At 68.2% G+C, this 23,896-nt stretch carries 28 protein-coding genes; 9 read left to right on the forward strand and 19 right to left on the reverse strand.

The features are described 5' to 3' along the window. The 3 genes from V8J38_RS10510 to V8J38_RS10520 are packed head-to-tail and all read right to left on the reverse strand — an operon-like array spanning position 1 to position 1,660. A complete protein-coding gene (locus V8J38_RS10510; protein WP_291782203.1) occupies positions 1 to 777 on the reverse strand; it encodes a sulfite exporter TauE/SafE family protein in 777 nt (258 codons plus the stop codon). 4 nt (positions 778 to 781) lie between these two features. Then, positions 782 to 1,315: a rhodanese family protein gene (locus tag V8J38_RS10515; protein WP_338575568.1), complete on the reverse strand. Its 534-nt coding sequence runs from the start codon at positions 1,313 to 1,315 to the stop codon at positions 782 to 784. A 27-nt stretch (positions 1,316 to 1,342) separates the two neighbouring features. After that, entirely contained in the window at positions 1,343 to 1,660 is a 318-nt protein-coding gene (locus V8J38_RS10520) for a metalloregulator ArsR/SmtB family transcription factor (RefSeq protein WP_312220165.1), read from the reverse strand. 68 nt (positions 1,661 to 1,728) lie between these two features. Here V8J38_RS10520 and V8J38_RS10525 point away from each other — a divergent pair, with 68 nt between their 5' ends. Continuing rightward, the gene (locus V8J38_RS10525; RefSeq protein WP_338575570.1) at positions 1,729 to 2,604 is read left to right on the forward strand and encodes an MBL fold metallo-hydrolase; all 876 of its coding nucleotides are present in this window, start codon (positions 1,729 to 1,731) and stop codon (positions 2,602 to 2,604) included. On the opposite strand, the gene V8J38_RS10530 is transcribed toward V8J38_RS10525, so the two are convergent. The 10 genes from V8J38_RS10530 to V8J38_RS10575 form a co-directional block, all read right to left on the reverse strand. Continuing rightward, positions 2,601 to 3,227: a squalene/phytoene synthase family protein gene (locus V8J38_RS10530; protein WP_338575571.1), complete on the reverse strand. Its 627-nt coding sequence runs from the start codon at positions 3,225 to 3,227 to the stop codon at positions 2,601 to 2,603. The two genes, V8J38_RS10525 and V8J38_RS10530, sit on opposite strands and share 4 nt — an antisense overlap. Positions 3,228 to 3,332: 105 nt before the next feature. Beyond that, positions 3,333 to 4,325, reverse strand: a complete 993-nt coding sequence (secF, locus tag V8J38_RS10535; RefSeq protein ID WP_291782212.1) for a protein translocase subunit SecF — start codon at positions 4,323 to 4,325, stop codon at positions 3,333 to 3,335. Further along, the gene (secD, locus tag V8J38_RS10540) at positions 4,325 to 5,923 is read right to left on the reverse strand and encodes a protein translocase subunit SecD (protein ID WP_338575572.1); all 1,599 of its coding nucleotides are present in this window, start codon (positions 5,921 to 5,923) and stop codon (positions 4,325 to 4,327) included. Before secD ends, secF begins: the two co-directional genes overlap by 1 nt. 48 nt (positions 5,924 to 5,971) lie before the next feature. Then, positions 5,972 to 6,286 carry a preprotein translocase subunit YajC gene (gene yajC / locus V8J38_RS10545; protein ID WP_003165259.1) on the reverse strand — a complete coding sequence of 105 codons (315 nt, stop codon included), beginning with the start codon at positions 6,284 to 6,286 and terminating at the stop codon, positions 5,972 to 5,974. Positions 6,287 to 6,444: 158 nt separating this feature from the next. After that, complete coding sequence (locus V8J38_RS10550; protein ID WP_338575576.1) at positions 6,445 to 7,533, reverse strand: peptidoglycan DD-metalloendopeptidase family protein; 1,089 nt, start codon at positions 7,531 to 7,533, stop codon at positions 6,445 to 6,447. A gap of 127 nt (positions 7,534 to 7,660) precedes the next feature. Continuing rightward, entirely contained in the window at positions 7,661 to 8,305 is a 645-nt protein-coding gene (locus tag V8J38_RS10555; RefSeq protein ID WP_338575577.1) for a protein-L-isoaspartate(D-aspartate) O-methyltransferase, read from the reverse strand. Beyond that, positions 8,302 to 9,093 carry a 5'/3'-nucleotidase SurE gene (gene surE, locus V8J38_RS10560; protein WP_291782223.1) on the reverse strand — a complete coding sequence of 264 codons (792 nt, stop codon included), beginning with the start codon at positions 9,091 to 9,093 and terminating at the stop codon, positions 8,302 to 8,304. The genes V8J38_RS10555 and surE overlap by 4 nt, the downstream gene beginning before the upstream one ends. 171 nt (positions 9,094 to 9,264) lie before the next feature. Next, complete coding sequence (gene serS, locus V8J38_RS10565; RefSeq protein ID WP_338575579.1) at positions 9,265 to 10,806, reverse strand: serine--tRNA ligase; 1,542 nt, start codon at positions 10,804 to 10,806, stop codon at positions 9,265 to 9,267. 85 nt (positions 10,807 to 10,891) lie between these two features. Next, a complete protein-coding gene (locus V8J38_RS10570; RefSeq protein WP_338575580.1) occupies positions 10,892 to 12,196 on the reverse strand; it encodes a YceI family protein in 1,305 nt (434 codons plus the stop codon). 74 nt (positions 12,197 to 12,270) lie between these two features. Then, the gene (locus tag V8J38_RS10575) at positions 12,271 to 12,975 is read right to left on the reverse strand and encodes a YceI family protein (protein WP_338575582.1); all 705 of its coding nucleotides are present in this window, start codon (positions 12,973 to 12,975) and stop codon (positions 12,271 to 12,273) included. A gap of 211 nt (positions 12,976 to 13,186) precedes the next feature. On the opposite strand from V8J38_RS10575, the gene mutL reads away from it, so the two are divergent. Next, positions 13,187 to 15,109: a DNA mismatch repair endonuclease MutL gene (mutL, locus tag V8J38_RS10580; protein WP_338575584.1), complete on the forward strand. Its 1,923-nt coding sequence runs from the start codon at positions 13,187 to 13,189 to the stop codon at positions 15,107 to 15,109. A gap of 36 nt (positions 15,110 to 15,145) precedes the next feature. Continuing rightward, positions 15,146 to 15,616, forward strand: a complete 471-nt coding sequence (locus V8J38_RS10585; RefSeq protein ID WP_291782237.1) for a low molecular weight protein-tyrosine-phosphatase — start codon at positions 15,146 to 15,148, stop codon at positions 15,614 to 15,616. Here the strand turns inward: V8J38_RS10585 and V8J38_RS10590 are convergent. Next, on the reverse strand, positions 15,606 to 16,622 hold the full coding sequence (locus V8J38_RS10590) for a Kelch repeat-containing protein (RefSeq protein WP_338575588.1): 1,017 nt from the start codon (positions 16,620 to 16,622) through the stop codon (positions 15,606 to 15,608). The two genes, V8J38_RS10585 and V8J38_RS10590, sit on opposite strands and share 11 nt — an antisense overlap. A gap of 189 nt (positions 16,623 to 16,811) precedes the next feature. On the opposite strand from V8J38_RS10590, the gene V8J38_RS10595 reads away from it, so the two are divergent. Beyond that, positions 16,812 to 17,087, forward strand: a complete 276-nt coding sequence (locus V8J38_RS10595) for a YjhX family toxin (protein ID WP_291782242.1) — start codon at positions 16,812 to 16,814, stop codon at positions 17,085 to 17,087. Here V8J38_RS10595 and rsmD read toward each other — a convergent pair. Together rsmD and V8J38_RS10605 are read right to left on the reverse strand one after the other, a co-directional pair. After that, positions 17,070 to 17,645 carry a 16S rRNA (guanine(966)-N(2))-methyltransferase RsmD gene (gene rsmD, locus V8J38_RS10600; RefSeq protein WP_291782245.1) on the reverse strand — a complete coding sequence of 192 codons (576 nt, stop codon included), beginning with the start codon at positions 17,643 to 17,645 and terminating at the stop codon, positions 17,070 to 17,072. The two genes, V8J38_RS10595 and rsmD, sit on opposite strands and share 18 nt — an antisense overlap. 3 nt (positions 17,646 to 17,648) lie before the next feature. Further along, positions 17,649 to 19,157 (reverse strand): pseudouridine synthase, encoded by a 1,509-nt coding sequence (locus V8J38_RS10605; RefSeq protein ID WP_338575590.1) that lies wholly within the window; start codon positions 19,155 to 19,157, stop codon positions 17,649 to 17,651. Between V8J38_RS10605 and tadA the strand changes: the two genes are divergently transcribed. Together tadA and V8J38_RS10615 are read left to right on the forward strand one after the other, a co-directional pair. After that, positions 19,146 to 19,640 (forward strand): tRNA adenosine(34) deaminase TadA, encoded by a 495-nt coding sequence (gene tadA, locus V8J38_RS10610; RefSeq protein WP_291782251.1) that lies wholly within the window; start codon positions 19,146 to 19,148, stop codon positions 19,638 to 19,640. The genes V8J38_RS10605 and tadA overlap by 12 nt on opposite strands. 33 nt (positions 19,641 to 19,673) lie before the next feature. Further along, positions 19,674 to 20,084 carry an MliC family protein gene (locus V8J38_RS10615; protein ID WP_338575592.1) on the forward strand — a complete coding sequence of 137 codons (411 nt, stop codon included), beginning with the start codon at positions 19,674 to 19,676 and terminating at the stop codon, positions 20,082 to 20,084. Here V8J38_RS10615 and V8J38_RS10620 read toward each other — a convergent pair. From V8J38_RS10620 to V8J38_RS10630, 3 genes are read right to left on the reverse strand one after another with little or no spacing between them, the layout of a single operon-like run. After that, complete coding sequence (locus V8J38_RS10620; protein WP_338575593.1) at positions 20,081 to 20,668, reverse strand: GNAT family protein; 588 nt, start codon at positions 20,666 to 20,668, stop codon at positions 20,081 to 20,083. The two genes, V8J38_RS10615 and V8J38_RS10620, sit on opposite strands and share 4 nt — an antisense overlap. After that, entirely contained in the window at positions 20,665 to 21,771 is a 1,107-nt protein-coding gene (gene aroB, locus V8J38_RS10625; RefSeq protein WP_338575595.1) for a 3-dehydroquinate synthase, read from the reverse strand. The genes V8J38_RS10620 and aroB overlap by 4 nt, the downstream gene beginning before the upstream one ends. Continuing rightward, the gene (locus tag V8J38_RS10630) at positions 21,768 to 22,337 is read right to left on the reverse strand and encodes a shikimate kinase (RefSeq protein ID WP_338575596.1); all 570 of its coding nucleotides are present in this window, start codon (positions 22,335 to 22,337) and stop codon (positions 21,768 to 21,770) included. The genes aroB and V8J38_RS10630 overlap by 4 nt, the downstream gene beginning before the upstream one ends. 84 nt (positions 22,338 to 22,421) lie before the next feature. On the opposite strand from V8J38_RS10630, the gene V8J38_RS10635 reads away from it, so the two are divergent. Genes V8J38_RS10635 through V8J38_RS10645 form a run of 3 tightly spaced genes read left to right on the forward strand, consistent with a single transcriptional unit; the run spans position 22,422 to position 23,812 of the window. Then, a complete protein-coding gene (locus tag V8J38_RS10635; RefSeq protein ID WP_338575598.1) occupies positions 22,422 to 23,324 on the forward strand; it encodes a site-specific tyrosine recombinase XerD in 903 nt (300 codons plus the stop codon). Between the two features lie 17 nt (positions 23,325 to 23,341). Beyond that, complete coding sequence (locus V8J38_RS10640) at positions 23,342 to 23,566, forward strand: DUF1902 domain-containing protein (protein WP_025977205.1); 225 nt, start codon at positions 23,342 to 23,344, stop codon at positions 23,564 to 23,566. Positions 23,567 to 23,617: 51 nt separating this feature from the next. Further along, the gene (locus V8J38_RS10645) at positions 23,618 to 23,812 is read left to right on the forward strand and encodes a type II toxin-antitoxin system HicA family toxin (RefSeq protein ID WP_338575602.1); all 195 of its coding nucleotides are present in this window, start codon (positions 23,618 to 23,620) and stop codon (positions 23,810 to 23,812) included. Positions 23,813 to 23,896 lie beyond the last annotated feature (84 nt).

Raw genomic sequence — 23,896 nt, forward strand, 5'->3', positions numbered from 1 at the left:
TCAGCTCCCCATGATCGCCTTCACGGCCACATAGGCCGCAACGACCAGGATCAGCCCGGCGAACAGGCGCCGGCCCAAGGCGGCGTCGGCTCCCAATCGGCTCGCCAGCGGCAGACCCGCCACTGTGCCCGCCGCGCCGCCGACCGTCATGGCCCCGACCAGGGTCCAGTCAACCAGCCCCGACAGGCTGTAGTTGACGGCCGTGCTGGCTCCGAACGCCGCCACGCTCAACAACGAGGTCGCCTGCGCCGCCGCCAGGGTCATCCCCGTGGCCCACATCAACCCCGGCACGATGAGAAAGCCGCCGCCGATCCCGAAGAAGCCAGCCGCCACGCCGACGCCCGCGCCCGACGCCGCGACACGCGGCGCCATGTCGCGATTCAGGCGCACGCCGGGATCGCCGTCGCCCTTCCTGGAGGACAGCATCGCCAAGCCCACCATCGCCATGGCCACGGCGAAGGCCAGCAGCAGATGGCGGCCGTCGATAGCCTTGGCCACGGATGAGCCGACCCAGGCCGCAGCCGCGCCCGTGACGGCGAACACCGTCGCGCAGGGCCAGCGAACCCGACCGGCCCTCGCCTGGCCCGCCAGCGCCGTCAGGGCGTTCAGCGACACTCCCGCAGCCGAAACCCCGATCGCCACATGGGGATCACGCACCCCGACGACATAGAGCAGAAGCGGCACGGCCAGAACCGATCCGCCGCCGCCGAAAACGGTCAGCAGCAAGGCGACCACGCCCCCGCTCATTCCCGCCAGAAGCAACGGAGTCAGGCCCATGGTCTCAGGCCCTCTTCATGTTTCGGTTCCAGGGCATGACCGCCAGCAAACGCGCCATGCCGCAGAAGCCGGTCGCCCCCGCCACGAACAGACCGGCGCCGACAAAGGCGCCGATCCCCCAGAATCCAGGATGGACCATGACGCCCAGCGCCCCGCCCAGCAGGATCAGTCCCCCTGCCGCCATCTGCACCTGACGCATCAGCTCCAGCGGCTGCTTGCGGTCGGCGCGTACAGGCAGCCCCGCCTTCTTCCAGGCGTCCAGCCCGCCTTCGAGAACGTGCGCCGGACCGTCGATGCGCGCGGCCAACCGGTCGCAGTTTCCGGCCGTGCGATTGCCGCTCCGGCACATGAAGATCGCATCCTTTCCGGGCTTGAGGCTCAGCTCGGCGCCTTCGAACACGGACAGGGGGGCGGTCACGGCGCCCGCAATATGCTCGCGCGCATGCTCGTCCGGCTCGCGCACGTCGATCAGCACGGCCTGGCCCGTCTTGAGGCGGGCGGCGACATCGGCGGGCGAAAGAGAGATCAGCGGGTTCATTGAAAATTCCTTCCAGGGAAGCGGCGCTCAGAGCGCCTCAGGCGGACAGAAGATCTCCGCCAGGATCCCGATCACCTTCAGGGCGGCCGGATCGGCGATGCGATAGAAGACGGCCGTGCCGCTCCTGCGCGCGCTGACCAGACCGTCCTCGCGCAGGCGCGCCAGATGCTGGGACAGCGCCGACTGCGACAGGCCCACCTGAAGGTCGGACACCTGACGCTCGCCCTCGCCGATCTGGCACAGGATCATCAGACGGTTTTCATTGGACAGCGCCTTCAGCAGCCGGGCGGCGTCGCCCGCGCTGGCTTGAAAGCGTTCCAGTCCCATGGCTTCGAGATCGATCATGCAGTCCATATATTCGATCTTGCTAAATTAGCAATACCTAATATTTAGAGACGAAACGGAGACCCATCATGACCCATCATCCGCTCCAGCCTGATGTCCTCGGCTTCTTCGATCCCGTCACCCACACCGTGACCTATCTGGTTTCGGCCCCCGCGACCGGGGCGGCGGTCATCATCGATCCGGTGCTGGACTATGACCCGGCTGCCGCGCGGACATCGACCGGCTCCATCGACCGAGTGCTGGAGGCCCTGGCAGCGCATGACCTGAAGCTTGAGCGTGTGCTGGAGACGCACGCCCACGCTGACCACTTGACCGGCGCAGACGAAATCCGCACCCGCACCGGCGTCCCCATCGGCATCGGTGAGAAGATCACCCGCGTCCAGAAGACATTTGGCGATCTGTTCGACGCCGCCGACGTGACGCCCGACGCCGTGGTGTTCGATGAAGTCTACCCCGACGGCGCGCGCTTCATGCTCGGCGCTATCCCGGTCGAGGTGCTGCACACCCCCGGCCACACCCCGGCCTGCGTCAGCTATCGGATCGGCGATGCAGTCTTCGTCGGCGACACCCTCTTCATGCCTGACTTCGGCACGGCGCGCTGCGATTTCCCTGGCGGCGACGCCGGCGTCCTTTACCGCTCGATTCAGCGGGTCCTGGCGCTGCCGGAGGACACGCGCGTCTTCGTCGGACACGACTATCTGCCCGAAGGCCGCACGGAGTTCCGCTGGGAAACGACTGTCGCCGCCCAGAAGGCGGACAACATTCATATCGGCGGCGGCCGCTCCGAAGCCGCTTTCGTGGTCCTGCGCGAGGCGCGCGACGCCACGCTGAAGGCGCCGCAGCTTATCCTTCCCGCGCTTCAGGTGAACATCCGCGCCGGCGCTCTGCCTCCAGCCGAGGCCTCGGGCAAGCGGTTCATCAAGCTGCCGTTGAACGCGTTCTAAAGACGCCCGCGCAGAACGGACCAGAACAGCCGCAGCCGTTTGAACGGCTCCGCCTCGTCGGCCCGGGTCAGCGCCGCAGACGCCACGGCTGGAAAGGCGGCCGTCGGCAAGCGCTTGAGGGCGGCGTTCGCCGTCCGACGCACCGCCGTCGCTTCGTCGGTCCGCCCCGTCTGAGCCAGGCCGCGCACACGGCCCGCCCCGGCGACCGCCGCATCATGCCCTTCCCCCGCCAGGATGCGCGCCGCGACCTGCATCGGCCCGACATAGAAGGCGTCCAGGTCGTGCGCCTCGCCATGCACCCGGCCGATATGCGCCTGGATCAGGGCGTCGAAAGGCTCGCGCGACAGACCATGCCGCGTCACGGCGGCGGTCAGCGCCTCCAGAATCGGGTGGCCGACGCGCGGCGCGTCGCTGAACACCCCATCCATCTGTTCGGCCCACCAAGTGTATCGCATCTCGGCCAGCAGGGGCTGCGTGACCCGCGTGGGAATGGCCACCAGCTCCGCCTCGAAGGCGTAGAGGGCGATCAGATCCGCCCGCGCCGCTTCGTCCGCCACGAAACGGCTGGCCAGCCAGCGGTCTAGATCGGCGGCGCGAACCTGAGCATCAAGATCAACAGTCATGGCGACAGGCCCTTCGACCATTGAGGCGATCGCATCAAGCCCGGAAAGCAAACGGCCCGCCGTCCTTTCGGAGGGCGGGCCGCGATTTGGAGACGGACGTCGTCCTTACGGACGGCTGGCCATGCCCAGCTTGACCGGCGTAGCGTCGGCCTTGCCGCCGCCGCTACGGTCCACGCCCCACAGAAGAATGATCGGCGCGCCCACATAGATGGACGAGAAGGTGCCGATCACGACGCCGAAGGCCAGGGTGATCGAGAAACCGCGCAGGGCCTCGCCGCCGAAGACGGCCAGGACGATCAGCACGATCACGGTGGTCAGGCCGGTGATGATGGTCCGCGACAGGGTCTCGTTGATCGACAGGTCGATCACCTCGCGCAGAGGCATGACCTTGTACTTGCGAAGGTTCTCACGCAGGCGGTCGAACACGACGACGGTGTCGTTCATCGAATAGCCGATGACCGTCAGCAGGGCCGCGACAAGATTGAGGCTGAACTCCATGCGCAGGGCGACGATGAGACCGAAGGTCAGCGCCACGTCATGCAGCAGGCCCGCCACGGCGCCGATGCCGAACTGCCAGGGGAAGCGGAAGGCGATGTAGAGGAACATCAGCACCACAGCCACGACCAGGGCCAGGACGCCGTTGGTCAGCAGTTCGCCCGAGACCTTGGAGCCCACGACGCTGACGCCGGAATAGCCGACTTCGCCCACAGCCTGGCTGATGGCGCCTTCGACCTTCTGGACGACAGCGGTCTGATCCTCATTCTCCGGCACCTGGAAGCGCACGATGGCGGTCGAGCCGTCATCCAGGTTGGTGTCGCGTCGGGCGATGCCCTGAACCTGGACGTCGCCCAGATCCAGCCCGCTGACCGCGCCGCGCAGCTTGTCCAGCTCCAGCACCTGACCGGCGGGCTTGGCGACTTCCATCGAGGCGCCGCCCCGGAAGTCGATGCCCAGGTTCAGGCCAGGATAGAAGCAGCCGATGATCGCCGCCACCGTCAGGATCGCCGACAGAACGGCGAAACCCTTGGCGTATTTGACGAAGTGGAAGTTCGTCTTGTGCGGCAGCAGTTTGATAATGGGCCAACCGTTCATCGACATCACTCCGCGATCGGCAGTTTCTTCGGCTTGGCGATCTTGAGCCAGTAGCCGAGCAGGACTTGGGCCGTCAGCACCGAAGAGAAGACGGAGGTGAAGACGCCGATGGTCAGGGTCCAGGCGAAGCCGCGCACGGGGCCGGCGCCGAACATGAACATGATGATCGCCGCCACCAGGGTGGTCAGGTTGGCGTCGATGATGGTGCCCATGGCGCGGTTGAAGCCCGCGTCCATCGACGCCACCACGGAACGCCCCTGACGCGCCTCGTCGCGCATCCGCTCATAGATCAGCACGTTGGCGTCGACGGCCACGGCGAAGGTCAGGATCAGACCGGCGATGCCCGGCAGGGTCAGCGTAGCCTGGGTCAGCGACATGGCCGCGACGATCAGGATGCCGTTCAGGACCAGGCCGATCACCGAAATGCCGCCGAAGAGGAAGCCGTAGGCCAGGATCATGAAGACCACGATGACTACGAAACCCAGGGCGGTCGACAGGGCGCCTGCGGCCACGGCGTCGGCGCCCAGCTCGGCGGTGACGACGCGGCGTTCCTCGACCTTCAGCGGCGCCGGCAGGGCGCCGCCGTTCAGCAGGTTCACAAGTTCGGACGCCGAAGCAATGGTGAAGTTGCCCGTAATCTGACCGCGCCCGCCGGTGATGGCCGACTGGATCGTCGGCGCCGAAATCACCTTATCGTCCAGAATGATGGCGAAGGGCTTGCCGAGGTTCTGGGCCGTCGCCTCACCGAAGCGGCGCGCCCCCTGACTGTCAAACTGGAAGTCGATGGCCGGACGATTGTTCTGGTCGGTGCCGATCCCGGCGCGGGTCAGGTTTTCGCCTGAGACCAGAATACGGCGCTTGACGAGGTAGGGCGTCCCCATATCGTCGACTAGGAGCTGAGCATCCGGCGGCACACGACCGGCCAAGGCATCGTTCAGGCCGGTCGGCGAGGTGTCGACCATCTGGAAGGTCAACTGAGCCGTACGACCCACCAGACGCTCCAGCTCGGCCGGATCGCTCTGCCCCGGCGCCTGGATGACGATCCGGTCGGCGCCCTGACGGGTGATGGCGATTTCCTTGGTGCCCGAGCTGTCCAGACGGCGACGGACCACCTCGATCGACTGATCGACGGCGGTTGCGCCCATGCTGGCCAGAGCCGCGTCGGTAAAGGCGTAGCGGATACGGCCGCCGCCCAGCTTGGTCGCCACCCGGTCCGGCTGGCCGGTCGGGCCGACGCCCTGCTGCGCCATGGTGCGCAGGGTGTTGAAGGCCGTGTCATAGGCCGCGCCTTCGGCGACCGTCACGACGACGCCGCCTGCCTCGCGCTGCATGCCCGTGATGTTGACCTGGTCTTCCCGCAGGGAAACCCGGACGTCTTCCATCAGGTTCGAAATGCGCTTCTCGCGCATTTCCGGCACGTCGACCTCAAGCAGGAGGTAGGAGCCCCCCTGCAGGTCCAGGCCCAGGTTCAGGCCGTTGCTCGGCAGCCAGCTCGGCAGAGCCTCGCGCTGCGCCGGCGACAGCACGCTCGGGTAGGCCAGGAACAACCCGAGGACGAGCGACAGCGCGACCAGGGTGATTTTCCAGCGTGAAAGCTGAATCATGTCTCGGTTCTCTTCAGGGCCGGCGCGCGCCGCGCCGAGGCGAGGCTATCAGCCCTTGTCGTTGGCGGCGATGGCGGTGCGGTTACGCACCTCGGCGATCATCGCCTTGACCACGCGGACGTTCACGCCCTGCGAGATCTCGACCATGGCCTCGGCGTCCTCGACGCGGGTGACCTTGCCGACCATGCCGTTCGACAGGACGACTTCGTCGCCGCGCTTGACGCCGGCGATCAGGGCCTGGTGCGCCTTCATCCGCTTCTGCTGCGGACGGATCATCAGGAAGTAGAACAGGATGAAGATCGCGACGATCGGCGCGATCTGGATGACAAGGGCCATCAGGCCGCCGTCTTGGGTTGCAGTCATGAAAAACTCCCCGAGGCGGGCCGCGCCTTCATCGGGGGCCCTTCGAAAAACAAGGCGCGGAACCTAGGGCGCGCCGGGCCGATTTGCAACGCGACGCGATGACAAGTCCGGGACAAGAGCATCCGGGCGTCGCCGCCCGGACACGCCGCTTCACCCGATCAGCGCGGCAGGACCGTCAGCGGGTCCAGAGCGACCGGATCGTCGCCGCGCATCTGACGCACTTCATAATGGATCGACGGGCGGCCGTCTCCGGCGGTCAGACCCACCGTACCGATAACCTGACCCGCGCGCACCTGGGCTCCGTCGCGCACGGTGGCCGAGCCCAGATGGCCGTAGACCGTGCGCCATCCGTCGCGGTGAACCACCAGGACCGTCAGCCCCTGCCCCACGATGTCGTCCCCGACATAGGCCACCGTGCCGTCGGCCGAAGCCTTGACCTCGGTTCCGGCCGAAGCGCCGATGTTGACGCCGTTGTTGCGCTCGCCCATGCCCACGGGGCCGAAACGACGCAGGATGTCGCCTCGCACAGGCCATTGGAGAGCCAGCGGGCGCCCAATCTCGGCCAGCGGCGCGGCAGACGTATCCGCAGCCGGCGCACGGGTCGGCGGCGGCAAGGGCGTGTTGCCGCTGGGCGGCGGCGGAGGCGGCGGGGCCACCCCGTTGTTCGGCGTCCGCACGCCCACCGGCGACGGCCCCGTGGCGTAGGGATCGGCGCCGCCGTCCACTGCGCTATCCGGCAGGATGACCCGCTGACCGGAGCTGATGGCGCCTCGCGGCCCCAGTCCGTTCAGGTCGATCAGAATCTGGACCGGGGTGCGGAAACGCCGTCCCACGCCCGAAATGGTGTCGCCCGGCTGAATCACATAGGTCGCGCCAGGCATGGCCGGATTGCCGGCGGCAGGCGGCGGGGTCACCGTGATCGGCGCGCCGGTCGAGGGGTAGGCCGGACCGCCCGCCGGCGGCAGGCCGCCGCCCTGGATGTCGCCGGCCGGAGCGCGAGGCCCTTCCTGCACGGGCGGCTGGGCGGGCTGCTGCGGCTGCGTCGCCGGGCCCTGATAGTAGGGATTGTTCGGATAGGCGCCGGGCTGCTGCCCCTGCTGTTGGCCCTGCCCCGGCTGCGGATAGCCGCCCGCCCCCATCGGCCGGGTCGAATAGCGCGGCTCGCTCGGATAGGTCGAACACGCCGTGACCGCCAGCGCCCCGCCGACGACCGCCGCCGCCCTGATCCAGCCTGTGAAGCCGCTCATGCGTCTCTCCGTATTAACCTTGTTCAGCATCTCGAAGCCGGTTTGCCCGGGTCCGTCGCCGAAGCCAACCCGGCAACCCGCGCAAAAGTGGGGCGGAAAGGTTAATGGAGCGGTGAGATTTCGCCCCTCACCCTTCTTTCGCCGTCCCTTCGACCAGGGGAACGAAGCGGACCTCGCACAGGCTTTCGCGCTGAAAGCTGCCGTCCGGCTGGCCGGTGTAGCGGTTCAGCATCTGCACCGAGGTGCGGCCGACCGGCGCGACCAAGACGCCGCCCGGCTTGAGCTGTTTCAACAGTTCCGTCGGTTCATGCGGTGAAGCAGCCGTGACCATGATGCGGTCGAACGGCGCCTGTTCCGGCCAGCCCTGCCCGCCGTCGCCGTGGCGGGTGAAGACATTATCGATCCCCAGTATTTTCAACCGGTTCTCGGCCTCGGTTAAGAGGCTCTTGTAACGTTCGACTGAGTAGACGAAGCGCGCCATGCGGCTCAGCACCGCGCACTGGTAACCGCTGCCGGTGCCGATTTCGAGCACGCGGTGGCGCGGCTGGACGTCCAGCGCCTGGGTCATCAGGCCGACGATGAAGGGCTGGCTGATCGTCTGGGCGCAGTCGATCGGCAGGGCCTGATCCTCCCAGGCCTGATGGAGGAATTTCTCATGGACGAAGACGGCGCGGTCGATGGACTCCATCGCCTTCAGAACCCGCGCGTCCGTCACCCCCTGACGCCGCAGCGACAGGATCAATCGGCCCGCGCGGTCGTCCTTGAGACTCATTTTTCCTGCGGCCCCTTGGGCGGGGCGCCGCCCAGCACCTTCTTCAGATCGTTAACCGACTGCATGTGCGTCAGGTCGATGTGCAGCGGCGTGACCGAGATGCGGCCCTCGTCCATCGCCCGCAGGTCGGTGCCGTCGGCGTGCTCCTGCGGCGCGCCGCGGAAGGCCATCCAGTAGTAGTCGCGGCCGCGCAGATCGGTGCGGCGGATGGCGTGCATTTCGCCGATGTCGCGGAAGCCCTGACGCGTCACCTCGACCGTCTTGACCAGTTCGGGCGGCAGGCGCGGGAAGTTGACGTTCATGACCACGCCCTCCCCCCATTTCTGCTCCAGCAGGCGCGCGACGATGCCGGGACCGAAGGCCTCGGCCGTTTCCCAATGGGCGACCGCCTCGTCGTGGAAACGCTCCAGCGACTGCGACAGGGCGATGGAGCGGATGCCGAAGGCCATGCCCTGAAGAGCGCCCGCCACCGTGCCGGAATAGCTGACGTCCTCGCCCACGTTGTGGCCGCGATTGACGCCCGACAGCACCAGATCGGGCTTCTCGGGCATGATGTCGTTGACGGCCAGGATGACGCAGTCGGTCGGGGTGCCGGTCACGGCGAACCGCTTGTCGCCCAGTTGATTGACGCGCAGCGGCTCGGTCAGGGTGATGCCCCGCCCCTTGGCCGACTGCTCGGTCTGCGGCGCGACGACCCAGACGTCGTCCGACAGGGCGCGGGCGATCTTCTCCAGGCACGCCAGGCCCTCGGCCTCGATGCCGTCGTCGTTGGTCAGAAGGATACGCATCAGGCTTCCTTCTCCCCTTGTGGGAGAAGGTGGCTGGCGAAGCCAGACGGATGAGGGGGCGCGCCCCGGTCGGTAATCATGTCGTCTGCACTCGCCACTCGCATCTTCTGTCTGAGCAACCCCTCATCCGAGCCGCTGCGCGGCCCACCTTCTCCCGCAAGGGGAGAAGGATCAGCCCACCTGTTTCAATCCGCCCATATAGGGCTGCAGGGCGGCCGGAACCGCGATGGTCCCGTCCTCCTGCTGATAGTTCTCCATCACCGCGACCAGGGTGCGGCCGACCGCCAGACCCGAACCGTTCAGGGTGTGCAGGAACTCTGTCTTCTTCTCGCCCGCGCGCTTGAACCGGGCGTCCATGCGCCGGGCCTGGAAGTCGCCGCAGTTCGAGCAGGAGCTGATCTCGCGATAGGTGTTCTGCGAAGGCAGCCAGACCTCGAGATCATAGGTCTTCTGCGCCGAGAAGCCCATGTCGCCCTTGCACAGCAGCACCTTGCGATAGGGCAGCTCCAGCGCCTGCAGCACCGCCTCGGCGCAAGCAGTCATGCGTTCATGCTCAGCCTCGGAGTCCTCGGGGCGGCAGATGGAGACCATCTCGACCTTCGAGAACTGATGCTGGCGGATCAGGCCGCGCGTATCGCGCCCCGCCGACCCGGCCTCGGCCCGGAAACAGGGCGTCAGAGCGGTCAGGCGCATGGGCTGGGCGACCTCGTCCTCGCCCAGAATCTGCTCACGTACCAGGTTGGTCAGGGAGACTTCGGCGGTGGGGATGAGGAATTGGCGCGCCACTTTGCGCTGCACCATCCCCTCCAACCACTCTTCTAAGGGAGAAAGATCGGCCTCCCTAAGCATACCTGATGAAAACGTCTCGATCTGAGCTTTAACCGCACTCAAATGATTCTTGGTGACAGACAAAGGATCAGACTTATAGCTTGAAATTATCGATTCAGCCGCCTCCGACAGCATATCAAATGCTCTCTGCTCAGCATCACGCCGCACTTTCAGCAGGTCAGCTTGTTTATCCGCCGAATGGAATTCACCAAGTAATTGGAAAAGGTCTTCCTCAAACTTCGGCAATTGGCCCGTGCCGAACATCGCCTCGTCGCGCACCAGCAGCGGCGGGTTCACTTCCTGATACCCGTGCTTGTCCGTCTGCAGGTCCAGCATGAACTGGCCGATGGCGCGCTCCAGGCGCGCCAGTTGCCCCTTCAGCACAGCGAAACGCGAACCGGACATCTTCGCGGCGGCTTCAAAGTCCAGCAGGCCCAGAGCCTCGCCCAGATCGGCGTGGTCCTTGGCCGGGCCTGTGGTGCGGGGTTCGCCCCACTTCAGGACTTCGACGTTGTCGTTCTCGTCCTCGCCGTCCGGCACGTCGGCGGCGGCCAGGTTCTTCAACCCGGCCAGCAGGTCGCGCAGTTCGGCGCCCTTGGCGGTTTCGGCCTCGCCCGCCTCGGCGATTTCGCCCTTGAGGGTCTCGACCTCGGCCTTCAGGCGGTCGGCCTCGGCCATGTCCTTCTTGCCCATAGCGGCGCCGATGGCCTTGGAGGCGGCGTTGCGCTTGGCCAGGGCGTCCTGGCCGCGCGTCTGGGCGGCGCGCAGGTCGACATCCAGCGCCAGAATGCGCGCGACGACATCGGCGGCGTCATCCACGCCGCGCGACGACCAACCTGCGACGAAGGCTTCGGGATTGTCGCGAATGGCTCGGATATCGTGCATGGCGTCGCTCTTTCGGCGCTCAAGGAAGGAGAGCCGAAGGCTGTAGCGCCCCGCGCGGAGTCGGGCAAACCCCGCGCCCGATTTCTTAACCCTGACGCGTCGCCTTGACCTTGATCTCGACGCCGATGGCCTTGGACACCCAGTCGCCGCCCGCGTCGGACATCATGCCCATGTTCAGCGCCGTGCGGTCCAGCTCCAGCTTGCCCTCGACCGTCGCCGTCCCGTTCGCCTCGTCGAAGGTGAAGGGCAGGACGACCGGGACCGTCGTCGTCTTGATGCGCAGGGTTCCGGTCGCCTCATAGCGGTTTCCGCCCAGCGCCTTGAACGCCGTCGCCTCGAAGCGGGCGGTCGGATAGGTCGACGTGTCGAACCATTCGGCGCCCGGCAGGCTGCCTTCCTGCGTGGCGTCGCCGGTCCTGGCCGTGCCGGTCTGAACCGTCACCACGGCTTTCGAGCCCGCCAGATCGGCCGGGTCGAACCAGACTTGCGCGTCCCACTGCTCGAACCGGCCGGTGAAGGCCTTGCCGGTGTGGGTTCCGGTGAACTGGATCGTCGAGGCGGCCTTGTCCACGGTCCAGGCGGCGGCCGTGCCCGGCGTCACCGTCGCGTCAGCCGCAGGCGCGACGGCAGGGGCCGAGGCGACCGCCTGCCCTTCCGTCTTGGGCGCAGGCTTGGCGGCCAGACCGAAGGCGACGCCGATCACAACCACGAAGGCCACCCCCGCCAGCCGCTCGGCCCAGCGCAGGGCCGGGGTCGGCTCGGGCGCGACGCCATGCGCGTCATCGCCATGCGGCAGGACGGGGATCATGTGCGACAGCACGCCGTCACGGTCAAAGAACTGGTGCTTCAACGCCGCCCCGACGTGCAGGGCGACCAGCACGATCGCGCCCCAGGCCAGCTTGCTGTGCGCGCCCATGGCCATCCAGGCCGTCGTGCGACGGGCGGCTTCGGAGGCGTGCTCGATAAAAGGCAGGTGCGGAATGGTGAACAGGCCGAACCAACTGGTCGCCACGGCCAGCGGCGTGTCCGTGACCACGGCCCAGCCGGTCGAGACGTAGATCCATCCCGTCAGCGGCAGGGCCAGCATCAGGGCGTAGAAGGCGGCGTGCGTCGCCCGCGCGGCGAACTGCTCCCACCCCTTCATGACGCCCGGCAGGGCCGGAACCGGGTGCGTCAACCGCCACACGATCCGCAGCACCGTCAGCGCCAGGATCAGGAAGCCGATCGACTTGTGAATCTGGAAGACGCGATAGGCCAGCGCCTGGCTGTCCGGCTCGACGATGGCGTCGCTCATCCACCAGCCCATCGGGATCATCGACAGGATGGCGACCGCGATCAGCCAGTGCAAGGCGATGGCGACGGCGCTGTAGCGGCTGGGGCGGCGGGTCATGAGAGCTCTCGCGTCAGTCTGAACATGAAGAAGGCGGGACCGACGGCCCCGCCCCTTCGTCGTGCTTTCGCCGATCAGGCGGCCGGAGCGGCCGGGGCGACTTCCTTGATGAACTCGGCGTCGAAGCGGATCGTCACCTCATCGCCGACCGGGCCCAGCGGCATGCCGAAATCGGTCCGCTTGATCTTGCCTTCAGCCGCGAAGCCGATGGCCGGCGCCGGCACGAAGGGGTGTTGTTCCAAATCGCCGTTGAAGGTCGCATCCAGGGTCACCGGCTTGGTGACGCCCAGGAAGGTCAGGTCGCCCGTCACCTTGGCGGTGCGCGCGCCGGTCAGCTCGACCTTGGTCGACTTGAAGGTGATCTGCGGGAAGGCCGTGGCGTTCAGGAAGGCCTTGTTCTTGGCGATGTCCTCGCTGAAGCTCTTGAACCCGCTGGTCGGGAAGGCTGCGACATAATCGGCGGGATAGTTGGTGTCGACCGAGGCCGGGTCGATGGTCGCCTCAACCGTGCTGTTGGCCAGGTTGGCGGTGTCGAGCGTGATCTTGGCGTCGAACTTGTTGAAGCGCGCCGTGTAGTTCGAGATGCCGAGGTGCGGCAGCGACCACTGCAGCGAGGCGTGGGTCGGGTCCATCACATAGACGCCCGAGGTCGCCTTCAGCGCGACCGGAGCGGTCGAGGCGGCGTCGGTCATCGGGGCGCCGGCGGTGTCGGCGGGCTGGCTGCAGGCGGCCAGCAGGGCGGCGGCCGAAACAGCGATCAGGGCGGCTTTGATCTTCATGGGAGGGAAACCTCGGTCAGACGGGTGAAACGAAAACTGGACAGACAGTCCGGAAACAGGTCGATTGTCCGTCCGGCCTCGCCGTCGGACTGCAACAGTATATGTTGCCATTCACGCGCTTCAAGCCCTCGATCACGAATTTCGCCTCGAGCCTCACGAAAAAAGGATTGAGGTGCGCCGGGCGGCGACGGCGCCTATCCTCGCGACTCACATGACCATCCGCCGCCTCCCCCCCGAAACCGTCAACCGCATCGCCGCCGGCGAAGTGGTCGAACGCCCGGCCAGCGCCATCAAGGAACTGGTCGAGAACGCCATCGACGCCGACGCCCGCAGCATCGAGATTCAGGCGGACGGCGGCGGCCTAACCCGCATCCTGATCGCCGACGACGGCAAGGGCATCCCGCGCGACGAACTGCCCGTCGCCATCGAACGCCACGCCACCTCGAAGCTGGAGCCGGACGACGCAGGCGACGTGGACCTGCTGCGCATCTTCACCCTGGGCTTCCGGGGCGAGGCCCTGCCCTCCATCGGCTCGGTCGCCCGGCTGAACATCACCACCCGCGCCAGGGCGGAGGCGGGCGAGTCGCAGAACGACGCCTGGGCCGTTTCCGTCGAGGGCGGCGCCCAGCGGCCCCTGTCGCCCGCCGCCTTCCCCGGCCCGCACGGGGCGCGGGTCGAGGTGCGCGACCTGTTCTACGCCACCCCTGCCCGGCTGAAGTTCATGAAGTCCGAGCGGGCCGAGGCCATGGCCATCTCCGAAGAGATCAAGCGCCAGGCCATGGCGCACGAGGCCGTCGCCTTCACCCTGACGCTGGACGGCAAGACGACCCTGCGCCTGCCCGCCGAACATCCCGGCGACGAAGGGCGGCTGAAACGCCTAGGCGCTCTGCTGGGCCGTGACTTCGAGGCCAACGCCCTGCTGATCGATCAAGAGCGCGACGGGGTGCGCCTGTCCGGCTATGCGGGCCTGCCGACCTATTCGCGCGGCAATGCGGCGCACCAGTTCCTGTTCGTCAACGGCCGCCCGGTGCGCGACCGTCTGCTGCAGGGCGCCCTGCGCGGGGCCTACGCCGACTTCCTGGCGCGCGACCGGCACCCGGCGGCGGCCCTCTTCATCGACATCGACCCGCTGTATGTCGACGTGAACGTCCATCCGGCGAAGGCCGAGGTGCGCTTCCGCGACCCGGCCCTGGTGCGCGGCCTGATCGTCGGCGCCCTGCGCCACGCCCTGCACGCGGCGGGACACCGCGCCTCGACCACGGTCGCCGCTGACGCCCTGTCAGGGTTCCGCCCCCACACCGGCGAGGCGCTCTACAGCCCTTCCGCGCCGCAATCGTTCAGCAACGCCGCACCGGGCTGGAGCGGCTGGCAGGGCTGGTCGCAGCCCGCCGCCGCCGCCCAGAACCTGCCGGGCCTGAACGAACGCTCCGGCCGCGTCGAACACACATGGAGCGGCGGAGCCGCTGCCCCCAGCTACCGCACGCTGGGCGAAATTCAGGCCGACCACGCAGGCCAGATCACGCCGGGCGCCCCTGCCCCGGTCGACCTGATCGACTATCCGCTGGGCGCCGCGCGGGCCCAGCTTCATGCCAACTACATCGTGGCCCAGACCCGCGACGGCCTCGTCATCGTCGACCAGCACGCCGCGCACGAACGGCTGGTCTATGAGCGGATGAAGGCCCAGATGGCCGACGGTGCCGTCACCCGTCAGGCCCTGCTGACGCCCGAAGTGGTCGAACTGGACCCCGCCGAGGCCGAGCGCGTCGCGGCCAAGGCCGATGAACTGGCCGAAATGGGCCTGATTGTCGAGGCGTTCGGCGCGGGCGCGGTGCTGGTGCGCGAAACCCCGGCTCTGCTGGGCGACACCGACGTTCAGGGCCTGATCCGCGACATCGCCGACGACCTGTCCGAACACGGCGCCGCCCTATCGCTCAAGGAACGCATGGCCGAGGTCTGCGGCACCATGGCCTGTCACGGCTCGGTCCGTTCCGGCCGCGTCCTGTCGGCGCCCGAGATGAACGCCCTGCTCCGCCAGATGGAGGCCACGCCTCACTCCGGCCAGTGCAACCATGGCCGCCCGACCTATGTGGAGCTGAAGCTGCACGACCTCGAGAAGTTGTTCGGGAGGCGCTGATCTTTTCGTCGCCTTACCGCTTCGCTACTTGAGGGCATGACCCCTTCCGTCCTCTTCGTCTGTCTCGGCAACATCTGTCGCTCGCCGCTGGCCGAGGCGGCCTTCCGCGAAGAGGCGCATCGCCTGAAACTGGACGCCATCGCGGATTCCGCAGGAACCGGCGGCTGGCATGTCGGCGCTCCGCCCGACCCGCGCGCCCGGGCGGTCGCCCTGAAGAACGGCGTCGATATCTCGGCCCTGCGCGGTCGCCAGGTGAAGCCCGCCGACTTCCGTCGCTTCACCCATCTGGTGGCGATGGATCACGACAATCTGGCGAACCTGCGCCGCCTCGCCCCGCCCGACGCCACGGCGGAATTGAGCCTGCTGCTGGACCACGTCGAGGGCCGCGCCGGTCAGGCCGTGGCCGACCCCTATTTCGGCGAAGACGACGGTTTCGACGTCACCTGGGCCGACGTCACGGCCGGCGCCCGCGCCCTGGCCGCCGAGTTCCAGCGTCTTAGAGGCTGAGCGTCTCGACGAGGCCGCTGGCCTTGCCGCCCGACGCCGCCTCTCCGCCGCCGATGGCGTAGATCACGCCGTCCACGCTGGCCGCCGCCAGGCCATGGCGCGGCGTTCGCATGGCCGGACCGGCCGTCCAGGCGTCGCGCGCCGGGTCATAGATCCAGGTCTCGGCGAAGACCCCGCCCCCGCGCCCCTCGAACCATTCGCCGCCGAAAGCGATCAACCTGCCGCCCGCCTCGGCCATGGCCAGGCCGCCGCCGACCTGCCGTCCCGTGGCGGGCGAGGCCGGGATCGGCGCCAGCGTGTCCCAGCGGTCGCGGTCGGGATCATAGCGGTCCAGCCGCCCCGTTCCGCCGCCGTCCACCGTGCGGCCGCCCGCCACGAACAGCTTGCCGTCGAGCACCGCCCCGGCTGCACTGTTGCGAGCCATCGGCGCCGGACGCGCCGTTTCCCAGCGATTGGCGGCGGCGTCGAAGACCAGATGGGTCGTCACATCGCCCTGGTCGTTCCACTGACCGTTCGCCTCGCCCTTGGGCGAGCGGCCGGTGACCAAATGCACCCGATCGCCCACAGACAGGCCGACCGTTTCGCACAGACGCTGCGGCATCTGGCCGACCTGGGCCCAGACGCCCCGGTCGATGGCCCAGATGTCCGTCATGGCCGTCCATTCGCCGCGGTCGCGCCGGTCGTAGCCGCCGAAGGCCCAGATTCGCCCGGCCGCCGACGCCAGCATCGGGTGATGGCGCGACTGCGGCAGTCGCGGCCCTTCGCTCCAGCGATCCGCCTTCACGTCATAGATCGCCGTCCGGTCATTGATGTGCAGCCCGCCCGCCGCCGACCGCACCAGGCCGCCCGCGACCGTGATCGAACCGTCCTGGGCGGCGCAATAGATCTCCTGCGTCGGCCAGGGCATGGAGGCGCGGGGCGTCCAGCCTGTCTCGGCGCGGGATACGACGGGCGCTGCGGTGACGGCGGCGCCGACGGCGAGGAAGGTGCGGCGGTGCAGGGTCATGCCGACAAACCTAGCCGTTCGCCTCGTCCTGCGCTAGAAACCCACCTCTTCCCCCAACGGGATCGAACCATGTTTGAGATTGTAGCCACGGCATAGGCCCGGACGCTGATCGTCCCAGGCCTCCTGAACCCGCCCCGCGCCGCCTTGCGCCGGGCGCGTGTCTTCTCATGCCGTGGAAATCTCAATCCCATGAACCTGTCACGTGCGGAGCAACGCACGCTCCACGCCCTCGCCCAGGGCGGTCGCATCCTGCTGGAACGCGACGAACAGGGCCGCATCCTGGCCGCCCGCTGCTTCACCCGCGAAGGCTGGGTGCTGGACGGCTGCAATCTGGATCAATGGCGCAGCCTGAAGCGCAAGGGCGTCATCAAGTCCCGCAACGGCGGCCCCTATGTCGTCAACCGCGAGGGCCTCGGCCGCCTGCGCAGCCGGGCCGACAACCGGACCTCAGGCCGAGGCTTCTGACGCCCTGAGGAACAGGACGCGCGCGGCGCCGTAGTCGCGCGCGTCCAACCGCTCATAGCCGGGCGTGTCGATCTCGGGCTCGTCCGAGCCGCGCTCGAACACCACGACAGCGCCCGGCGCCAGCCAGCCGCCCTCCAGCAACCGCGCCAGCGTCTGCTCGCCCAGACCTTTGGCATAGGGCGGGTCCAGAAAGGCCAGTGTGAAGGCTTCCCCCGCCGAGCCGGGACGCGGTCCTAGATCAGTCGCGCTGCGCCGATGCACCCGGCACCGGCCGAACAGGCCATAGGCGTCCATGTTCTCACGGATCGCGCCGCGCGCGCCGTCGTCCGTGTCCACGAACAGGCAGAAAGCCGCCCCGCGCGACAGGGCCTCGAACCCCAGCGCGCCCGAACCGGCGTACAGGTCGATCACCCGCGCCTCATGCAGCCCATCCGCCCAGGAGGCGTGTTCCAGCACGTTGAAGACCGCCTGACGCGCCCGATCCGACGTCGGCCGCGTGTTCTGCCCTTCGGGCGTGACGATGGCGCGTCCCTTCAGACTGCCCGCTACGATGCGCATGGATCAACCGCGCCCGCGCGGGCCGCCGCGACCGCCGCCGCCCGAAGGCTTGCCCCCGAAGGGTTTGCCCCCAAACGGTTTGCCGCCGCGCGGACCGCCGGGCCGGTCGCCCGAGCGCTCGCCAAAGCGATCATTGGGACGCGCATCGGAACGCCCGCCGGCGCCGCTCGGGCGGCCGAAAGGCTTATTGCCAGGCTTCCCGCTTGGACGACCGCCCTTGGCCGGGCCGCGACGGTCGTCGATGAACTGGTCCGCACGCGGTTCGCGCGGCTTGAGCGGGCGGCGCGGACGCTCGCCTCCTTCCGTTCCTTCACCCTCGCCCGGACGAGCGCGCGGTTTGAAGGTCTTGGAATGCTCGAATTTCGGCTTGGCCTTGGCCCAGCCCTCCTTGCGGGCGGGCTTGCCGAACTCGGCGCCTTCTTCCGCAGCCGTCTCGGCGGCGCGGACACGGCTGGGCTTGCGCGAAGGGTCCGACATGGCCGAGCCGGACTTGCCGCGCACGATCGGCGTGCCGGTGCGGCGGCCGGGAACCGGCGCGGGCGTCTCGACCGTGTTGCCGGTCGGCAGGTTCTCGGGGCGGATATGATCAGCCAACATCTCGCGGATCACGCGCGGGCCGACTTCCTCGACCGCGCCGACCGGCAGGGTGCCGAGCTGGAACGGACCATAGGCCAGGCGGATCAGGCGGTTGACCGTCAAACCGACGCTCTCCAGCACCTTGCGAACCTCGCGGTTCTTGCCCTCGGTGATCTGGACGCTGAGCCACAGGTTCGCCGAGGACTTCTCGCCCTCGGCCTTTTCCTTGGCCTTGTCGATGGTGGCTTCCACGGGGCCGTAGCGCACGCCGTCGACGACCACGCCGTCCTTCAGCTTGTCCAGCTGCGCCTGGGTGATGCGGCCGCGCGCCCGGGCGCGATACTGGCGCACCAGGGCCGTGTCCGGCAGTTCCAGCGCCCGGCTGAGTTCGCCGTCGTTGGTCAGCAGCAGCAGGCCCTCGGTCGCCAGATCGAGACGGCCGACGGAAATCACGCGCGGCAGGCCGCTGGGCAGGGCGTCGAACACGGTCGGGCGGCCCGCCGGGTCGTTGTGGCTGGTGATCAGGCCCGCAGGCTTGTGATAGCGCCAGACGCGCGTCGCCTGTGCGGCCCCGATCGGCTTGCCGTCGACGGTGATCTTGTCGTCGCGCTTCACCAGCACGGCGGGCGTGTCCAGGATGCGGCCGTTCACCGCCACCTTGCCTAGACCGATCAGCCGTTCGACCTCGCGACGCGAGGCGATGCCCGCGCGAGCCATGGCCTTGGCGATTCGTTCGGTGCGTTCCGGCGCCTTGGCTTCAGGCCCAGGCTTGCCGCCCGATCGACCCTCGGCCCGGTCGCGGGGCTTCCCGCCCGGCTTGCCGTCCTTGTCAAAGGGCTTTCGCGGGCCCTTGTCGGCGAAATTGCGGGGACCGCGCGCGCCGTCGTCTTGACGGGAGCGGGGCTTCTTGTCGTTGTCTTTGGGATGGCGATCCATGATGAGCGGTTCATGAGCATGGCGCTCGATCTGGCGCAAGCGGCGGCTGAAGCCGGCGAGGTGCCGGTCGGCGCGGTAATTGTCGATGAAACGACCGGCGAAGTCCTTGGGCGTGGGCAAAACGGCCCCATTACGGCCCATGATCCGACCGCCCATGCCGAGATCATCGCCCTGCGCGATGCGGCGGCGAAGTTGCAGAATTATCGCCTTACCGACCTGACCCTCTATGTCACGCTGGAGCCGTGCGCCATGTGCGCGGGCGCCATCAGCCACGCTCGCATCGGCCGCGTGGTCTGGGGCGCGGATGATCCCAAGGGCGGCGCCGTCATCAACGGCGGGCGTTTCTTCGACCAACCGACCTGCCACTGGCGACCACAGGCCGAGGGCGGCGTCCTGGCCGATCCGGCGGCCGACATGCTGCGCGGCTTCTTCCGCTCGCGCAGGAAATCCCGCACAGGAACGACGGGCGACGCAGGGCGTTGAGCCTTCAAGCTTGACCTTGAGAGGGGCCTTCCCTTGCCGACCCGTATCCTCTGGCCCGCCATCGCCGTCCTGGTTCTATTGTCCGGCTGCGGCCCTGAACCGCGCAAGGCCCCTACAGATGGCGAAGAGGTGCGCGAGCGCGCTGTCGAGGCCCAAACCGCGCGCCGACGCACCGGCGCCGAACTTCAGGACCGAGCCCTGAACCGCGTCGTTCACGCCGTCTACCTGTGTAACAATTCCGAACGTCTGTCGGTCGACTTCGACAATCCGCGCCAGATGGCGACTGTGCGCAACTCCAGCGGCGAGGCGGTCGACCTGTATCAGGAGCGCGCCGCCGACGGCATCTGGTATCGCGCCTCGGGCTATGAACTGCGCGGCAAGGGCGTCATGGCCACCTGGACCGCCGCCGACCGCGAACCGACCGAATGCCGGGCGGTGGACTAGGCGAGTCTCCCCAGCCGATCGTCGAGTCGCTGCCGCACCTCGGGCCAGTCTTCGTCCAGTATGGCGAACTGAGCCGTATCCCGCGCCCGGCCCGTCCAGGTGATCTTATGCTTGCGCAGCACGCCTTCAAAGGTCGCGCCCAGCTTGCGGATGGCGGCCTGGCTGGCCGCGTTCAGGGCGTCGGTGATGATCTCCACCCGGATCGCCCCGTTCGAGAAGGCGTAGTCCAGCAACAGTCGCTTGCACGCCGGGTTGATCGCCCCGCCCCGCGCCTCGGGCCGATAGAAGGTCGAACCGACCTCGCAGCGCCGATGCTCGGGCCTGATCTCATAGAGGCTGGTCGTGCCGACGACCGCCCCGTCGCTGCGTCGCCGAACTGCATAGGCGATGCGCGAACCCGCCGCCATCGCCCTCAGAGCCGCGTCCCACCAGCCGTCGAAATGCGCGCCATAGGCGGCGGCGACCATGCCGTTCCAGGCGTCCGCGTCGCAATCCAGCGCCGCCCTCGCCTCTTCCTTCAACGCCTCGCTGAACGGCTCCAGCCGCACGAAGGCGTCTTCCAGAACGATCGGCGACAGCTTCACGCCGCGCCTTCCTCGATCAGGAAGGCGCGCATCGTCTCGGCGTCGACGTTCTTGTCGGTGAAGGCGTCGCCCACCGCCCGCGCCAGGATCAGGGTCAGACGCCTGCCCTCGGCCTTCTTGTCCCCCGCCATGCGGGCGATCAGGGCGTCGGCGGCGAAACCGTGCTCCACATCCGACAATCGCGTCGGCAGGCCCGCCGCGCGAATACCCGCTTCAGCCCGCTCGGCCTCGGCCGCCGGACACAGCCCCTGGCGCGCCGAATAGCGGAAGGCCATGGCGCAGCCCAGCGCCACCGCCTCGCCGTGAGTCAGGGTCTCGTCAAACGCCAGCTCTGCTTCCAGCGCATGGCCGAAGGTGTGGCCGAGGTTCAGCAGGGCGCGACGGCCCGCCTCCTTCTCATCCTCGCCGACGATCCGGGCCTTGATCTCGACCGAGCGGATCACCGCCCGCTCCAGCGCGTCGGGATCGCCCTGCGCGCCCGCCGCACCTTCATTGCCCAGCCAGTCGAAGAAGGCCGCGTCGCAGATCAGCCCGTGTTTCAGCACCTCGGCCCAGCCCGAACGCACCTGCCGCACCGGCAGGGTGGCCAGGGCCTCGATGTCCGCCAGCACCCGGCGCGGCTGGTGGAAGGCGCCGATCAGGTTCTTGCCGCGCGGGGTGTCGATCGCCGTCTTGCCGCCGACCGAGGAATCCACCTGAGCCAGCAGGGTGGTCGGAATCTGCACGAAGTCGACGCCGCGCATGAACAGGGCCGCCGCCAGACCCGCCAGGTCGCCCACCACGCCGCCGCCCAGGGCGACCACCATGCTCTTGCGGTCCAGCCCCTTGGCCAGCAGCCGGTCCAGAACGGCCTCAAGCTGTTCGAACGACTTGGACGCTTCACCCGCAGGAACGGTGACGATCCCCGTCGCCAGGCCCGCCGCCGCCAGAGAGGCGCGCACCGTCTCGCCGTGAATCGCCGCCACCGTCTCGTCGCTGACGATAAAGGCGCGCGTCGGCTTCAGCGCCGCGACCTCAGCCCCCGCCGCCTTCAGCAGGCCGCGCCCGACGACCACCTCATAGGGGGCGAAGGCGCCGCCCGCGACCGGGATCGTCGTGGTCATGACTGGGTCTCCTGCCGTCCGAACCGGCGCAACTGTTTCAGGATGGCCTCGACAGCCTGAGCGTGCGATCCGCCGCCCACATCGACGGTCAGATCGGCCTCGCTGTAGATGGGATAGCGCGCCTTGGCCAAGTCGTTCAGGGCCGTCAGAGGATCGCGATTGCGCAGCAGCGGCCGGGTATCGCGCCGCCCCACCCGCTCGGCGATCACTTTCAGATCGGCCCGCATCCAGACGCTGACGGCGTGCTGCTTCATCAGGGCGCGGGTGTCGGCGTTCAGCACAGCCCCGCCCCCGGTCGCCAGCACGATCGGCGACCCTTCCAGCAGGCGTTTCATGACCCGCGCCTCGCCCGCACGGAACTCCGCCTCGCCGCGCGTGGCGAAGATTTCGTTGACGGTCATGCCCGCCGCTTCCTCGATCACCTGATCGCCGTCGGCGAACGGCAAGCCCAGCCGCGCGGCCAGACGGCGCCCCACAGTCGATTTCCCGACGCCCATCAGCCCCACCAGAGCTATGGTGCGGACCGAAGACAGCGGGAAGGAATCAGGCGAGGCGTCGGAAGGCATGGTCCGTATACCCTCTACACCAGACGCCGCCCTGCTCCACATCCCACAAGCAACGATTGGCCAGAAGAGACGACCTGACGCCGCATGACCCCGCAGATCGAAGCCTTCCTGGAGATGATGGCGGTGGAGCGCGACGCCTCGCCCCATACGCTGGCCGCCTATGGTCGCGATCTGGCGGACGCAGAGACCTGGCTGGGCGACGCCGGCGGCCTGATGAGCGCGCCGCAGGAAGCTCTTGAGGCCTGGTTCGCCGATCTGTCGCGACGCGGACTGTCCGCCGCCACGGCCGCGCGACGCCGCGCCTCCGTACGCCAGTTCTATCGTTTCGCCCTGGGCGAGGGTTGGCGCGCCGACGAGCCCTCCCGCCGCCTGGATGCGCCCAAACAGGGCCGCAGCCTGCCCAAGACCCTCGGCCGCGACGAGATCGAGGCCCTGCTGACCGCCGCCGGCGCGGCCGACAGCACAGCGGGGCTGCGCCTGATCGCCCTGGTCGAGATGGCCTACGCCTCGGGCCTGCGGGTGTCGGAACTGCTGGCGCTCAGGGTCGAGGCGGTGCGCCGCGACCCCGCCTATCTGATCGTGCGCGGCAAGGGCGGCAAGGAGCGGCTGGCCCCGCTGAACTCCGCCGCACGCGAGGCGATTAAGGTCTGGCTCGACGCCCGCGACGCCGCGCGAAAGCCGAATGCGCCGGACAGCGTCTGGCTGTTTCCTTCGCACGGAAAGAGCGGCCATCTGACGCCGCGGCGGTTCGCCCAGCTTCTGGATCAGGCGGCGATCACAGCGGGAGTCGACCCGGCCCGCGTCAGCCCCCACGTCCTGCGTCACGCTTTCGCCACCCATCTGCTGGAAGGCGGCGCCGACCTGCGCGTGGTGCAGACCCTGTTGGGCCACGCCGACATCTCGACCACCCAGATCTACACCCACGTCGCCACGGATCGCCTGTCCCAGGTGGTCCACGCCAACCACCCCTTGGCGAAGGACGACTAAGCCCCCATACTCCCGATATGGCGCGCACCTTCTACGTCAAGGCGATCTGGGACCCCGAAGTCGAGGTCTGGTGCAGCGAATCCGACATTCCAGGCCTCGTCATAGAAACCGCGACCTTGGCCGAGTTCGAAAGCCTGGCGCGTCAGTTCGCCTCGGAACTCTTGGCTGAGAATCTCGACATCCACGGTCCCGTACCCATCCGTTTCGAAGCGTCAGGCGGTTTCGAGGTGCTGGCGGCGTGATTGCACATGCCGTGCGTTGCTCAATCGCGCTCCCAGCGATGATCTGACGTCATGCCCAAGGATTTCTATCCAGAACTCACCGCCCTACTTTACGCCGCAGGCTGGCGGCGCATGAACAATGCCAAAGGCAGTCATGAAAAATGGCGTCATCCCGATGTCGCGCACGCCGTCATCGTACCGCGCTCCAAAAGCCGACACACCGCCAACACCGTCCTCAAACAGGCAGGCCTGCCCAAAGCCTTCTGAACCCGCGCTTGCTCCGGAACGTTCCCCGCTCTAGGTTCCGCCGCTTTCCGTAGCGCCATCGGCGCTTCCTCCTCTACGGACGCC

This window comes from Brevundimonas olei (assembly GCF_037055245.1).
Lineage (GTDB): Bacteria > Pseudomonadota > Alphaproteobacteria > Caulobacterales > Caulobacteraceae > Brevundimonas > Brevundimonas olei.